This window comes from Gordonia pseudamarae (genome assembly GCF_025273675.1).
In the GTDB taxonomy this organism is placed as follows: domain Bacteria; phylum Actinomycetota; class Actinomycetes; order Mycobacteriales; family Mycobacteriaceae; genus Gordonia; species Gordonia pseudamarae.
The window spans coordinates 1,769,543-1,784,687 of sequence record NZ_CP045809.1 but is presented as its reverse complement, the minus strand read 5'-3'; the positions used below and the strand labels follow the sequence as shown (position 1 = coordinate 1,784,687).

Below are 15,145 nucleotides of genomic sequence, written 5' to 3'. Positions count from 1 at the left end.
CGCGTACGACAATCCCCGCATGCGGCGCGGTCGGAGCACCCGCGCGTGGGTCAGTGCACCTCCTCCGCGCTCTCCTCGCCCACCGGCGCGGCACCGCCGCCGGGATGCGCGGAGGCGGGCCGCCGCAGGAACAGAGTGGCCGCGACACCCATCACCAGTACGACCGCCGGGAGGTAGATCGACTGTCCCATCGCCGTCGCGAAGCCCTCGCGCAGGAACTCCGGCAATTGCTCGACCGTGCCCTGTGCGCTGTCGACGTCGATGTCGGCGGGCAACTCGGCCGACAACCGCGTCTGCATCAGGGCGCCCACCATCGCCGCGCCGAGCACCGATCCGATCATGCGGGTGGTGTTGTACACGCCCGCGCCCGCGCCCGCCTGATGCCAGGGCAGGTTCCGGGTCGCGGTGGCCGCCAGCGGGGCCCAGATTCCGGCCGAGGCGACACCCATCAGGGACATCGGGATGAGAATCAGCCACACCGGGGATTCCGGCCGGACGACCACACCCAGCCAGCCCACCGAGATCGCGGCCAGTCCGAGTCCGGTGCAGATGATCAGCCGCGGATCGACCCGGTCCAGGACCTGTCCCACAATCGGTGCCAGGATGCCGGTGATGACCGCCTGCGGCACCATCATCGCCGCGGACTGGGTCGGCGACATCCCGCCGACGAGCTGCAGGAAGAACATGGTGGGGATCATCAGACCGGAGATCGCGAACCCCATCGAGGCAATACCCAGGTTGGACAGCGTGAAGTTGCGGTCCCGGAACAGTTCGAGCGGCACCAGCGGTTCGGTACGGATCTTCGACTGCCAGTACACGAACAGCGCCAGCACCAGCACGCCACCGAGGATCAGCGACCAGATCCACCAGCCCCAGTTGTTCTTCTCGCCCTCCTGAATACCGAAGACCAGCGCGAACAGGCCGATCGCCGAGAGCGCCACACCTATCAGGTCGAACTTGTGGTCGTGCGTGTCGACCGTCGGCACGAGCGTCGCCGCGAGTACCAGACCGATGGCCCCGACCGGCAGGTTGACGAAGAAGATCCATTCCCAGCCCAGACCGTCGGTGAGCACGCCGCCGAGCAGCGGACCGACCAGGGTCGCGACACCGGCCACGGTCCCCCACACACCCATCGCCGCGCCACGCTTCTCCGGCGGGAAGATCCGGGTGATCAGCGCCATCGTCTGCGGGGTGATCAGCGCGGCGCCGAGGCCCTGCAGGCTGCGGGCGGCGATCAGTTCGCCGATCGATCCGGACAGCCCACACCACAGGCTGGCGACGGTGAACACCAGCAGACCCACCTGATAGATCCGCTTCGGGCCGAACTTGTCCCCGAGTCGTCCGGTCACCAGCAGCGGCACCGCGTAGGTCAGCAGGTACGCGCTGGTCACCCACACCACACCGTTGACATCGGTCCCGAGGGACTCCATGATCTGCGGCTGCGCGACGGCCACGATCGTCATGTCCACCAGGATCATGAAGAAGCCCACGCAGAGTGCCATCAGCGCAACCCACGGGCGGGTGGTGATCGCGGCCCGAGCACCGGGCGAATTGGTTGTCATAGGACTTCAGGTACTTCCGGTAGAAGGAAAGCTCCGCGGGACCCCGCGTCATCGACGCTAATGGTCCCCGGACCCCGCGTCATCGACGCTAATGGTCCCCGGACCCCGCGACCAATCGGCTTATCAGGTCAACCGGGAGATTCACGACATACCGGGCAGAGGAATTGATCACCCGTCCCGCCGCGGGATCGCCGCGGCCACCGCACCGGATCACTACTCTGGTGAACATGTCCCCGAACACAGCCGCCGACAACACCGGACCGGGTGCGGCCACACAGGGTCAATACGTGACCGACGGCCAGGAATTCGTCCGCGACACCAAGTACATCGAGACGCGGATCACCGCCGACGGCCGCGACGGCTACCCGGTGCAGGCCGGCCGCTACCGGCTGGTGGCCGCGCGCGCCTGCCCGTGGGCCAATCGGACCCTCATCGTGCGCAGACTCCTGGGTCTGGAAGACGCCCTGTCCCTGGGCCTGTGCGGCCCCACCCACGACGCCGATTCGTGGACCTTCGACCTCGACCCGGGTGGTCTCGATCCGGTCCTGGGCATCCCCCGGATCAAGGACGCCTACGAGCGCCGCTTCCCGGGCTACCCCAAAGGGATCACCGTCCCGGCGATCGTCGACGTCCCGTCGGGTGCGGTGGTCACCAACGACTTCGCGCAGATGACCATCGACTTCTCGCTGGAATGGACGGCCTTCCACCGAGACGGCGCCCCCGAGTTGTATCCGGACGCGCTGCGCGAGGAGATCGACGCGGTCAATCGGGGCGTGTACACCGAGGTCAACAACGGCGTCTACCGCTGCGGTTTCGCCGGGGACCAGGACTCCTACGACGCCGCCTACGACCGGCTGTTCACGAAACTCGACGAGTTGTCCGAACGCCTGTCACACCGGCGCTACCTGGTCGGCGACACCATCACCGAGGCCGATGTGCGGCTGTTCACCACCCTGGCCCGCTTCGATCCCGTCTACCACGGCCATTTCAAATGCAACCGGTCGACGCTGAGCGCGATGCCTGTCCTGTGGGCGTACGCCCGCGACCTGTTCCAGACCCCCGGATTCGGCGACACCGTCGACTTCACCCAGATCAAACGGCACTATTACGTCGTCCACCGCGACGTCAACCCCACCGGCATCGTGCCCAAGGGCCCCGATCTGTCACACTGGCTGACCCCGCACCATCGGGAACAACTCGGCGGCCGTCCCTTCGGCGACGGCACCCCACCGCCCCCGCCGGCACCCACCGAGCACATCCCCGCAGAGAATTGGGTACCCACCGCATGAGCAGGATCCGCACACGCAACGGAAACGTCATGGTGACACCGGAGAGCGGTGCCGACGTGCGCGACGGTCGACCGTCCGCCTTCACGCTCCGGGCGGTCAGCCGGGTCCTCGACAAGGCGCAACGTCTGCAGGCCCCGCAGGTCAAGAAATACGTCGACGGAATCCGCCGCCGTCATCCCGACGAGACCCCTCAGCAGATCATCGAACGGCTCGAGAAGCACTACCTGCGGGCGGTCACCGGCGCCGGCAGCGCGGTCGGTGCCGCCGCCGCGGTACCCGGTGTGGGGACCGCGGCCGCGCTCGGCGCGGCGACCGGAGAGACCGCGCTGTTCATCGAGGCTGCGGCGCTGCTGGCCCTGGCCGTCGCCGAGGTGCACGGCATTCCGGTGCACGACAACCAACGGCGCACCGCTCTGGTGATGGCCGTGGCCCTCGGCGAAGAGGGCGTGCTCGCGGTGAGCAAGGTGGTGGGTTCGCGCAGCGGAACCCTGCGCAGACTCAACCAGAGCACCACCCCCGACAGCCGGATCGGCAAACTCAACCACAAACTCGCCACCAAACTCGCCCGCAAGTACGCCATCAAGCGGGCACCGCTGATCTTCGGCAAGCTGCTGCCGGCCGGAATCGGCGCACTGATCGGCGGCGTGGGCAACCGTGCGCTCGGCAAGAAGATCATCGCGAATTCCCGGGCCGCGTTCGGTCCGCCCCCGCGGCAGTGGCCGGTCATCGACGGTTCCGTCGTCGACGGCGGCGGACCCGACACCGGTGTGGCCGTGCGCAATGACGGGAGTCGCCGCCGCGCGGGCCGAGGGTGAGCAGGACCGAACCCGGCTGGGTCCGGCGACTCACGGCCCAATGCCTGGAGCACAGGCATCTGGTGGTGCTCACCTGCCTGGCGACGCTGACCGCGGTGTCCGTCGACCTGGCGGCACCGCTGCTGGCCAAGGCCGCGATCGACGACGCGACCGGCGTCGGCCACGGTGGCCCGGGCCTCACGGTGATCGTGACGGCACTGGTCGCGGCCGCGGTGATCAGATTCGGATGCCAGTTCGCCCGCCGGATGACGGCGGGCCGGTTGTCAATCGTCGTGCAGAACACGTTGCGGCTCAAGCTATTCGACACTCTCCTGCGGCTCGACGGAGCGGCCCAGGGCCATATCCGGACCGGACAGATCGTGTCCCGGTCGATCTCGGACCTGCAGATCATCCAGGGCCTGCTCGCGCAGGTGCCGCTGGCCCTGGGCTCGGCGGTTCAGCTGATCGCCGCGATCGCGATCATGATGTACCTCTCACCACTGCTGACCGGTGTCGCGCTGGTGACGGTGCCGCTGGTGGCCGTGGTGGTGGTCCGGGTGCGCCGACGCATGTTCGCCGCCACCTGGTCGGCGCAGCAGGCCGCCGCCGACGTCGCCGGCCATGTCGAGGAGACCGTCACCGGGGTGCGGGTGGTGAAGGGTTTCGGGCAGGAAGAACGCGCCGTCGACACACTGGTGGATCTGGCCGGACGCCTGTATCGGCTCCGGCTGCGGGCGGCGCGCATCAACGCGATCCTGGCCCCGACCCTGTCGGCGATCCCGCAGCTCGGCACGGTGCTGGTGATCGCGGTCGGCGGGTATCTGACCCTGCACGGTTCGATCACCGCGGGAACCTTCCTGGCGTTTGCCACCTATGTGGCATCGATGACCGCACTCGCGCGCATGGTCACCGGGCTGCTCGTGACGGCGCAACTGGCCCGGGCCGCGGTCGACCGTGTCTACGAGGTGGCCGATCATCCGCCCGACCCCGCGCTGGCCTCCGACGCACCCGCCCCCGGCGGACCGCTGGGACTGCGGCTGTCCTCGGTCCGGGTGGAACTGGGCGGGCGAACCGTGCTCGAGGAGATCACCCTGGACATCGCTCCCGGGGAATGTGTGGCGGTCGTCGGTCCGCCCGGATCGGGCAAATCCACCCTGGCCGACATCGTGTGCCGGTACCACCGACCGGTGGCCGGTTCGGTGGCCGTCGGCGCGGGTGAGCACTACGTGGATGTAGGCGATCTGGCCGCCGACGCACTGCACTCGGCGGTGTCGGTGGCCTTCGACGACCCGTTCCTGTTCTCCGACACCATCGCCGCGAACATCGCCGTCGGTGTGCCCGACGCGGCGGAGGCCGATATCCGCGCCGCCGCCGACCGGGCCTTCGCGACCGAGTTCATCGACGAGTTGCCCCACGGTTTCGACACTGTCGTCGGTGAACGCGGGCTGACCCTGTCCGGTGGTCAGCGACAGCGCATCGCGTTGGCCCGGGCCATGTTCGCCCGGCCCCGCATCCTGGTGCTCGACGACGCCACGTCGGCGGTCGACGCCGTCACCGAACAGGCGATTCTGCGTGAGCTGCGGGCACCGGGGCCCGGGACTCCCACCACGATGCTGGTGCTGGCGCATCGTCGTTCGACACTCGCGCTCGCCGACCGGGTGGTGGTGCTGGACGACGGCCGGATCACCGATATCGGGACGGTCGCCGAACTGGACGGGCGCAGCGCACGGTTCCGCGCACTGATGAGTGCCGGTGCGGACCCCGCTCCGGTACTCGCGCCCGCTCCCGAACCGGCCTATGACGTGCTGTGGCCGCCGGTCCCCGAGTCCACTCACCGCCGCAACCGCACCTCCCGGGCCGCCGACACCGGCGCCGGCAGGTCCGGCGCGCTGGGATCGATGCCCGAGACCCCGGCCCTGGCCGCCGCCGTCGCGGCCCTCCCACCGGCGACGGAGGAACCCCGCATCGACCTCGCCGCCGCCCGCGCCGACACCGAGCCGTTCACCCTGGCCGGCCTGCTCGGCGGTGTGCGGACGCTGATAGCACTGACCGTGCTGGGGATCGGTGTCGAGACGGCCGCCGGGCTGGTGTTCCCGTCGCTGGCCCGCATGGTGCTCGACGGTTCCGGCTACGCGACGGTGTGGCGGGTAGTGCTGGTCGGTGTGCCGGCGGTGTGCCTGGCCTGGGCGGCCGCGCGGCTCACCGTCATCGCGTCCACCCGGGCCGGGGAACGTATCCTGTACGGCCTGCGAATCCGCAGCTACACCCATATCCAGCGACTCGGCCTGGACTACTACGAGCGCGAGTTGTCCGGGCGCATCATGACGCGGATGACCACCGACATCGACGCTCTTTCGACGTTCCTGCAGACCGGGCTACCCTCTGCGGTGGTGGCCGTGCTGACCCTGTGCGGGGTGGGCGCCGCACTGGTACTCACCGACCCCACGCTCGGTGCGGCGATGCTGCCGTTGGTTCCGCTGCTGATCGCGGCAACCATCGTCTTCCGGCGGATATCCTCGCGCGCCTACACGCGGGCGCGAGAACTGGTGAGCGCCGTCAACGCCGACTTCCAGGAGAACATCGCCGGCATCAAGACCACGCAGGCCTATCGGGGTGTTCCCGCCGCCCGGGCCCGCTTCGCCGCGCGGACCGCGGCCTGGGTCGACGCCCGGATGACATCGCAACGCGCCATCTCTGTGTATTTCCCGTTCATCACGTTCACCGCCGACATCGCCGCCGCCGCCGCGGTTGCCTTCGGCGCGCATCAGATCGCCGACGGGAGGCTGTCGGCGGGCACGCTGGTGGCGTTCGTGCTGTACCTGTCGATGCTGTTCGGGCCCGTACAGCAGTTGTCGCAGGTGTTCGACGGCTACCAGCAGGCCGCGGTCGGGCTGCACCGCATCGCCGACCTGCTCGCCACCGGGTCGTCGATCCCGCACAACCCGGACGCCCGGGAGCCCGGACCGCTGGACGGCGACGTGTGCTTCGACGACGTGGGTTTCCGTTACGGCCGGAGTGAACGCTTCGCGCTCGCGGGGGTGCGGCTGAGTATTCCGGCGGGCACGTCACTGGCGCTGGTCGGCCGGACCGGCGCCGGGAAGTCGACGATCGTCAAGCTGCTCGCCCGCTTCTACGACCCCACTTCCGGCGCCATCCGGGTCGGCGGCACCGACATCCGCGACCTCACGCTGGACGGATACCGGCACCGGCTCGGCGTGGTGCCGCAGGAATCGCATCTGTTCGCCGGCACCGTCGCCGAGAACATCACCTACGGACGGCCCGATGCCGACCGTGCGGCGATCACCGCTGCCGCACGGTCGGTGGGGGCGCTCGGCGTGATCGCCCGGTTGCCCGACGGGATGAACCAGCAGGTCGGCGAGCGGGGCAGAGCGTTGTCGTCGGGACAGCGGCAGCTGGTCGCCCTTGCCCGCGCCGAATTGGTGCGACCGGACCTGCTGCTGCTCGACGAGGCGACGGCCAACCTCGATCAGGAAACCGAGTCGCTGGTGCTCGCGGCAAGTGCCGCCGTCACCTCCCGGCGCACGTCGGTGATCGTGGCCCACCGCCTGGCCACCGCCGCACGCGCCGACCGGATCGCCGTCGTCGACGCCGGCCGGGTGGTGGAGTACGGCACCCACGAGGATCTACTCGCAGGGGGCGGGATGTACCGGCGGCTCTGGGAGTCGGACCGCACGGCACCGGTATGAGATTTTCGTCATATGGACCTGCCACAGTGCTTCATGTGATGCACCGATAGTGCTGTGAGGTCCGAGCACTGCAGCCTGCCGTGGACGGCGTACCATCGAGGGTTGATCCACGCCGACTGTCTCCACAAGGGACCTAGGACGTGATCAGGCGACCCGATACCAGAGGGAATTGAGGCGAGAAAGCGCAGTGAGCAGTTCGGTTTCGGATTTCGGACAGAACACCTGGCTGGTCGAGGAGATGTACCAGCAATTCATCAAGGATCCGACCTCTGTCGACCCCAGTTGGCACGATGTCCTGAAGACCTACAAGCCCGAGTCGCCCGGTTCGGCCGCGTCCGGGCAAGCCTCAAGCAACGGTGGCGCGGCCCCCGCACGGACTGCTGCCCCGGCACAGCCCACGCCCGCTGCGCCGGCCAAGCCCGCGGCCCCGGCCAGGACGGCAGCCCCGCGGCCGACCAATCAGGTCACGCTCGACACCGTTCCGACGCGACCGCAGACGCCGCGTAAACCCGCCCCCGTCAGGGAGGCCGCGGCCACCAAGGCGGCGGCCGGTCGTGGTACCGCCGGCCGGGGCGGCTCGTCGACATCGACCACCGCGGTCGGCGGCAAGGCCCCGGCCACCCCGCCGGCGGCCGACGAGAACAAGGTGCTGCGCGGTCCGGCGGCGGCGATCGTCAAGAACATGAACCTGTCGCTGGAGATCCCCACGGCGACCAGCGTCCGGGCCATCCCGGCCAAGCTGATGATCGACAACCGCGTCGTCGTCAACAACCACCTCTCGCGCACCCGTGGCGGCAAGATCAGCTTCACCCACATCCTGGGTTACGCGATCGTCCAGGCCATCAAGGACTTCCCGAACATGAACCGGCATTTCGCCGAGGTCGACGGGAAGCCGAACGTCATCACCCCCGCGCACACCAACCTGGGCCTGGCGATCGACCTCGTCGGCAAAGACGGCAACCGCACACTCGTGGTGGCCGCCATCAAGGGCTGCGAGACGATGAACTTCGGCGAGTTCCACGCCGCCTACGAGGACATCGTGCGCCGTGCCCGCGAAGGCAAGCTGGCCGCCGCCGATTTCGCCGGCGTGACCATCTCGCTGACCAACCCGGGCACCATCGGAACCGTGCACTCGGTGCCCCGCCTGATGAAGGGTCAGGGAGCCATCATCGGAGCGGGTGCGATGGAGTACCCGGCCGAGTTCCAGGGCGCCAGCGACGAGCAGATCGCCGATCTGGGCGTCGGCAAGCTGATCACCCTGACCTCCACCTACGATCACCGGATCATCCAGGGTGCCGAGTCGGGCGACTTCCTGCGCCGCGTGCACACGCTGCTGCTCGACGACGGCTTCTTCGACGAGATCTTCACCGCGTTCAAGATCCCCTACGAACCGATCCGCTGGCGCCGCGACATCCCCGCGGGCCTGGTCGACAAGAGCACCCGTGTGCTCGAGCTGATCGCCGCCTACCGCAGCCGTGGTCACCTGATGGCCGACACCGATCCGCTGATGATGAACAGCGACGCGCGGGCCGCGCACCCCGACCTGGACGTGCTCACCTACGGCCTGACCCTGTGGGACCTCGACCGCGAGTTCAAGGTCGGCGGCTTCCACGGCGAAGAGCGGATGAAGCTGCGCGATGTACTGTCGGTGCTGCGCGATGCGTACTGCCGTCACGTCGGTATCGAGTACACACACATCCTGGAGCCCGAGCAGCAGCGCTGGCTCGAGGACCGGGTCGAGATCAAGCACGTCAAGCCGCCGGTGGCCGAGCAGAAGTACATTCTGTCCAAGCTGAACGCGGCCGAGGCCTTTGAGACGTTCCTGCAGACCAAGTACGTCGGGCAGAAGCGGTTCTCGCTGGAGGGCGCCGAGGCGACGATCCCGACGATGGATGCGGTGATCGACCGCTGCGCCGACCACAACCTGCGCGAAGTGGTCATCGGCATGCCGCACCGCGGCCGTCTGAACGTGCTCGCCAACATCGTCGGCAAGCCGTACTCGAAGATCTTCGGCGAGTTCGAGGGCAACCTGAATCCCGCTCAGGCACACGGTTCGGGTGACGTGAAGTACCACCTCGGCGCCGAGGGCAAGTACTACCAGATGTTCGGTGACAACGAGATCGCCGTCTCCCTCACCGCCAACCCGAGCCACCTCGAAGCGGTCGACCCGGTGCTGGAGGGACTGGTCCGGTCCAAGCAGGATCAGCTCGACGAGTCCGAACAGTTCGCGATCCTGCCGCTCATGCTGCACGGCGATGCCGCGTTCGCCGGCCAGGGTGTGGTCGCCGAAACGCTCAACCTGGCGATGCTGCCCGGTTACCGCACCGGCGGCACCATCCATATCGTCGTGAACAACCAGGTCGGTTTCACCACCGCACCCGAGCATTCACGGTCCACCGAGTACTGCACCGACATCGCCAAGGTGATCGGCTCGCCGATCTTCCATGTCAACGGCGACGATCCGGAGGCGTGTGTGTGGGCGGCCAAACTGGCCGTGGACTACCGCGAGGCGTTCCACAAGGACGTCGTCATCGACCTGGTGTGCTTCCGCCGCCGCGGCCACAACGAGGGCGACGACCCGTCGATGACGCAGCCGGCGATGTACGACGTGATCGACACCAAACGCGGTGTCCGCAAGAGCTACACCGAAGCCCTGATCGGCCGTGGTGACATCTCCACCAAGGAGGCCGAGGACGCGCTGCGCGACTACCAGGGCCAGCTCGAGCGGGTGTTCAACGAGGTCAAGGAACTCGAACGGTACGTCCCCGAGCCGAGCCCGTCGGTGGAGTCCGATCAGACGCTGGCGCTGAAGGTCGAGACCGCCGTCGACAAGTCGGTGCTCGAGCGGATCGGCGACGCCTTCTTCGAGGTGCCCGAGGACTTCCATCCGCATCAGCGGGTCAAGCCGGTGCTCAAGCGCCGCCACGAGATGTCCCGCGAGGGCCACGTCGACTGGGCGTTCGCCGAGTTGCTGGCGTTCGGCTCGCTGGTACTCGAGGGCACCGATGTGCGTCTGTCGGGCCAGGACTCGCGGCGCGGCACGTTCACGCAGCGCCACTCCGTGCTCATCGACCGCACCAACGGTTCCGAGTACACCCCGCTCAACCACCTCTCACCCGACCAGCCGGGCCGGTTCCAGGTGTACGACTCGCCGCTCTCGGAGTTCGCGGTGTTGGGCTTCGAGTACGGGTATTCGGTGGGCAACCCCGACACCCTGGTGCTGTGGGAAGGGCAGTTCGGCGACTTCGTCAACGGCGCCCAGTCGATCATCGACGAGTTCATCTCCTCGGGTGAGGCCAAGTGGGGTCAGCTCTCCGATGTCGTACTGCTGCTGCCGCACGGTCACGAGGGGCAAGGTCCCGACCACACTTCGGGCCGTATCGAACGGTTCCTGCAATTGTGCGCCGAGGGTTCGATGACGGTCGCGCTGCCGTCGACCCCGGCCAGCTATTTCCATCTGCTGCGACGGCACGTGCACGACGGCATCCGCCGCCCGCTGATCGTGTTCACCCCCAAGTCGATGCTGCGCAACAAGCACGCCGTGAGCCAGATCACCGATTTCACCGAGGACAAGTTCCGCTCGGTGCTCGACGATCCGAAGTTCGCCACCGGCGGCGCCGACCACAGTAAAGTCAAGCGGATCCTGCTGGTCAGCGGCAAGTTGTACTACGAGCTCGATGAACGCCGCGAGCAGGACGGCCGCGACGACATCGCGATCGTCCGGATCGAGCAGTTGTACCCGGTTCCGCACCGCAGGCTGCGCAAAACCATCGAGCAGTACCCGAATGCCACCGATTTCGTGTGGGTGCAGGAGGAGCCGGCCAACCAAGGTCCGTGGCCGTTCCTGGGCCTGTGGCTGCCTGAGGTGCTGCCGGATCTGCTCAGGGGGCTGCGCCGGGCGTCGCGTCGCGCGATGTCGGCACCGTCGTCGGGTTCGAGCAAGGTTCACGCCGTGGAGCAGAAGGAGATCATCGACACCGCGTTCGGCGAGTGACGATCACGCTCTGACCGGCAGGGCCCACCCCTCGGGGTGGGCCCTGCCGGCATCTCGGCCGGCGGTACAGCATGCCCGGGCGGGGTCACCTCGGCGTCACACCCGCGTGAGGACCGCCTCGAGCAGATCGACGCGCGAGCCCAGCGATGCCAGTGAGGCGTGTTCGGTGACGGCGTGCGCCCCACCTCCCGACGGACCGAACCCGTCGACCGTGGGGATTCCCAGACCGCCGGTCAGATTGGTGTCCCCGGCACCCGCGGCAGGCCGCCCGGTGACGCTCTGCCCGATGCCACGGGCGACGTCGGCGATCGTGCCGAGCCACCCGGTGTCTGCCGTCGAGGCAGGCCACGACGGCCGCTGACTGAGGACTTCGACATCCAGGCCCGCGCCGGTTCGGATCGGCCGCAACGCCGCGAACCCGTCGAGCACACGGGTTTCGGACTCTCGGTCGATGAATCTGAGTCCGATCTCCGCTTCGGCGTGCGCGGGTACCACGTTGGCGGCCCCGCCACCGTTGACGGTTCCGATGTTGCACAGCACCTCTGTGGGCAGTGTCGGGTCGGTGACCAGGTCACGGACCGCCATCAGCTGGTCGACGAGTTCGTCGACGGCCGATATCCCGCCCGCCGGGTCGAGCGCCGCGTGCGAGGCCTTGCCGGTGACCGCCAGGCGCACGCGGGTGCTTCCCCGCCGCCCGACCTTGAGCGCGCCGTCGGGGTGAGGCGATTCGAACCCGATGACCGCCGACACGCCCTGGACGCATTCACCGATCAGCGGCCGCGAGTCGGGTGAACCGACCTCCTCGTCGCACACCACGACCACCCGGACGGCCCGGTGCGCACGCCCACGCAGCCGCTGCGCGGCGGAGAGCATCACCACGAGGCCGCTCTTCATGTCGTAGACCCCGGGACCGCGGACGATGTCGCCGTCGACGGACCACGGCACATCACCGGTGAGCGTTCCGTGCGGCCATACGGTGTCGCAGTGCCCCACCAGGAGCACCGGATCGCCAATGCCCGGCAGTTCGGCCACCAGGTGCGGCCCCGACCCGCCGGCGACGATCCGGACGTCGGCACCGACCGCGCGCCACCAGCCGGCGAGCATCTCGATGATCTGCGAGGCCGCCGCCGCGTCGAGTGACGGGGTTTCCAGTCGCACAAGCGCGTGCAGCCGCTCCAGATCGGTCATATCCTCGAAGGTGCGCACATCGATGCCGTCGGTCGAGGTACCCACGAAGCCACCCCCGAGCTGTTGGCGACACTTACGTGTCCTATCTTGGCCTTGTATCAGGTGAAATGGCAAGATATTCTTAATATTACGTTTCTCAACAAGATCCGCCGTCCACCAGCCCGGCCACGGCGCACCCCCGGCATCGCGCCCGCCACGACGCCCCGGCACCGCCGATTCGCGAAAGATCGTCCCGTGCCCCCTCCCGACACGCACACCCAGGTGCGCACCCGTGACCGCTTCGATCAATTCCAGGCGGCCGACGAGTTGTACCGGCGGGTCTTCGGCTACGACCGGCCCGAGTTCGCGCTCAACCCCAACCCGCTGTCGGCGCTCACCCGCAACGGGGGCTCGACGATCGGGGCCTACACCGACTCCGACCGGCGCGTCGGAGTCGCGTACGGATTCGCCGGACTCGATTCAGCGGACCAGGGGCGACCGGTCACGGCAGTGGGGATTCCCGCCGGATACGGCGGCCGGTGGCTCGCTCTGCCCGAGACGTCCGACGACCGCCCCGACACACCGGCCAACACGCGGACCCTTGCCGCGATACGGGCGGTGGTCAAGGACGGGCCGATACTGGTGTCATGTCATCGCACACAGTCGGCGACCGGCCCGGCCGGGCCGGTTCCGGGGGCGGCCACCGGCACCGCGGCGTACCCGGCGGTCCGGGCGCCATGACCGAGGACCGCACACAGAATCCGAGCCTGTCCACGCCCGGTGAGCGCTACGGCGAGCGGCTGCGCACCAACTCCTCCGCCGAACAGGTGCAGAGTCGCGTGATGCAGGCAGAGACACGCTCCCTGGCAATGACTTTCAATGATCTCACGGCCAGCGGCGCATTGCCCCAGGCGGCCGCGGTCATCCTGGGTGCCCGGCGCCGGTACATCACCGGCGAGGGGAAGTCCGCGATGTACGCGGGCCTGCTCAGCGCTGATCTGTCGGCCACGCTGTCCAACGTGTTCCTCATCGACGGCCACGCGCTGACCCCGTTGACGGTGCTCACCGACGTACGCGACAAGGATCTGCTGATCGCGTTCTCGCTGCGCCGCTACCGCCGCGAAACCACCAAACTCGGCGAGCTCTTCCGCGCGGCGGGCGGCAAACTGGTGCTGGTCACCGACAGCGACGAAGCGCCCCTGGCACCGCTGGCCGACGCGACGATCCGGGTCCGCACCGACAGCGCCTCCTACGCCGACTCCCCCACCGCGATGGCCGCGGTCTGCCATCTGCTCAGTACCTTGACCACCGCCAGCGCCAAAGGTGCCCGCCGACGACTCACCATCCGGGACGAACTCGCCACCGCCCTCGACCTGTACCAGCCCCTCGCCCCAGACTCCCGCACACCGGGCCCCCACACACCGGACGGCGACACGACACACCCCGGTGTGGCGGAAGACGGAGCCCACCCATGAGGCTCGACCGTCTGCGCATCTTCGAGGTGCGCCTGCACCTGGCGCACAGCTTCCAGACAAGTTCACACCGCAAGTCCGGCCTCACCCATCTGCTCGTCGCGGCCACCGATGCCGACGGCCGCACCGGCTGGGGCGAGATCGCCTCCCCCGCGGATCCGTTCTATTGTTCGGAAACCACCTTCACCGCCTTCGACATCGCGATCGACCACCTGGTCCCCCGCGCCCTCGACACCGACTGGGACACTCCGGCCGACTTTGAGCAATCCTGGTCGAAGATCCGCGGACACGAATTCGCGAAGTCCGGATTCTCTTGCGCCGCATGGGATCTTTACACGCGCATCCAGGGCGTACCGCTGGCGGCGGCGCTCGGCGGGACCCGGAGCGAGGTGGTGGCCGGGGTGTCACTGGGCATCGAACCGACCATCGACGACCTGCTCACCCAGGTGCAACGCCAGGTGGATGCGGGGTATCGGCGGGTGAAACTGAAGATCGCCCCCGGCTGGGATGTCGAACCCGTCGCCGCGGTGCGCCGGGCCTATCCCGGCCTCGACCTGCACGTGGACGCCAACGGCGCCTACCCGGACGACGACGCGTCGTCGAAGGTGTTCATCACCCTCGACGAGGCCGGTCTGACCATGATCGAACAACCCTACGCACCAAGGGATTTCCTCGCCCACGCACAACTGCAGCGCCGGATCGACACCCCGGTGTGCCTGGATGAGTCGGTGGTGGACGTCCACGACCTGCATACGATGCTCGCACTGGGCGCCGGCCGGGTACTCAACATCAAGGTGTCGCGGATGGGTGGACTGTCGGCGGCCCGGGCCGCCCACGACGTCGCCGTGGAGGCCGGAATCCCGGTGTGGTGCGGCGGGATGCACGAGTTCGGGGTGGGCCGCGCCGCCAACGTCGCCATCTCGTCGCTGCCCGGCTTCACCCTGCCCTCCGACGTGTCCGGGTCCGACAAATACTATGCCCGCGATGTCATCACGCCGCCGGTCGTCGCCCACGGCGGTGTGGTCATCGTCCCGACCGATCCGGGTATCGGCCACGACGTCGACATGCATTGGGTAGAACACAACACGCTCCGCCACTACGACAGCGGTGACGACACCGCCGCCTGACATCGCCTTACGCAACGTCCCAGACCCGGAAAG

9 protein-coding genes are annotated in these 15,145 nt (G+C 68.4%); 7 read left to right on the top strand and 2 right to left on the bottom strand.

Going from position 1 to position 15,145, the window contains the following annotated elements:
• Positions 1-50 precede the first annotated feature (50 nt).
• The gene (locus GII31_RS07885) at positions 51-1,562 is read right to left on the bottom strand and encodes an MFS transporter (RefSeq protein ID WP_213248356.1); all 1,512 of its coding nucleotides are present in this window, start codon (positions 1,560-1,562) and stop codon (positions 51-53) included.
• A 227-nt stretch (positions 1,563-1,789) separates the two neighbouring features.
• Between GII31_RS07885 and GII31_RS07880 the strand changes: the two genes are divergently transcribed.
• From GII31_RS07880 to GII31_RS07865, 4 genes are all read left to right on the top strand, one after another.
• The gene (locus GII31_RS07880; protein WP_213248354.1) at positions 1,790-2,851 is read left to right on the top strand and encodes a glutathione S-transferase family protein; all 1,062 of its coding nucleotides are present in this window, start codon (positions 1,790-1,792) and stop codon (positions 2,849-2,851) included.
• Between the two features lie 29 nt (positions 2,852-2,880).
• The gene (locus GII31_RS07875; RefSeq protein ID WP_213248352.1) at positions 2,881-3,666 is read left to right on the top strand and encodes a hypothetical protein; all 786 of its coding nucleotides are present in this window, start codon (positions 2,881-2,883) and stop codon (positions 3,664-3,666) included.
• Complete coding sequence (locus GII31_RS07870) at positions 3,663-7,352, top strand: ABC transporter ATP-binding protein (protein WP_213248350.1); 3,690 nt, start codon at positions 3,663-3,665, stop codon at positions 7,350-7,352. The genes GII31_RS07875 and GII31_RS07870 overlap by 4 nt, the downstream gene beginning before the upstream one ends.
• Before the next feature lie 187 nt (positions 7,353-7,539).
• Complete coding sequence (locus GII31_RS07865; protein ID WP_213248348.1) at positions 7,540-11,346, top strand: multifunctional oxoglutarate decarboxylase/oxoglutarate dehydrogenase thiamine pyrophosphate-binding subunit/dihydrolipoyllysine-residue succinyltransferase subunit; 3,807 nt, start codon at positions 7,540-7,542, stop codon at positions 11,344-11,346.
• A 96-nt stretch (positions 11,347-11,442) separates the two neighbouring features.
• On the opposite strand, the gene GII31_RS07860 is transcribed toward GII31_RS07865, so the two are convergent.
• Complete coding sequence (locus GII31_RS07860; RefSeq protein ID WP_246222162.1) at positions 11,443-12,579, bottom strand: M20/M25/M40 family metallo-hydrolase; 1,137 nt, start codon at positions 12,577-12,579, stop codon at positions 11,443-11,445.
• Positions 12,580-12,768: 189 nt separating this feature from the next.
• Here GII31_RS07860 and GII31_RS07855 point away from each other — a divergent pair, with 189 nt between their 5' ends.
• Genes GII31_RS07855 through menC form a run of 3 tightly spaced genes read left to right on the top strand, consistent with a single transcriptional unit; the run spans position 12,769 to position 15,112 of the window.
• A complete protein-coding gene (locus GII31_RS07855; RefSeq protein ID WP_213248346.1) occupies positions 12,769-13,254 on the top strand; it encodes a hypothetical protein in 486 nt (161 codons plus the stop codon).
• Complete coding sequence (locus GII31_RS07850) at positions 13,161-13,988, top strand: MurR/RpiR family transcriptional regulator (protein WP_246222161.1); 828 nt, start codon at positions 13,161-13,163, stop codon at positions 13,986-13,988. Before GII31_RS07855 ends, GII31_RS07850 begins: the two co-directional genes overlap by 94 nt.
• Positions 13,985-15,112, top strand: coding sequence for an o-succinylbenzoate synthase (gene menC, locus GII31_RS07845; protein ID WP_213248344.1), 1,128 nt, complete (start codon positions 13,985-13,987; stop codon positions 15,110-15,112). Before GII31_RS07850 ends, menC begins: the two co-directional genes overlap by 4 nt.
• Positions 15,113-15,145: the final 33 nt, after the last annotated feature.

Bases quoted from the DNA above. Each gene is read 5' to 3' on its own strand.
- GII31_RS07885 (WP_213248356.1), bottom strand. From the start codon at position 1,562: ATGACAACCAATTCGCCCGGTGCTCGGGCCGCGATCACCACCCGCCCG.
- GII31_RS07880 (WP_213248354.1), top strand. From the start codon at position 1,790: ATGTCCCCGAACACAGCCGCCGACAACACCGGACCGGGTGCGGCCACA.
- GII31_RS07875 (WP_213248352.1), top strand. From the start codon at position 2,881: ATGGTGACACCGGAGAGCGGTGCCGACGTGCGCGACGGTCGACCGTCC.
- GII31_RS07850 (WP_246222161.1), top strand. From the start codon at position 13,161: ATGTCATCGCACACAGTCGGCGACCGGCCCGGCCGGGCCGGTTCCGGG.
- menC (WP_213248344.1), top strand. From the start codon at position 13,985: ATGAGGCTCGACCGTCTGCGCATCTTCGAGGTGCGCCTGCACCTGGCG.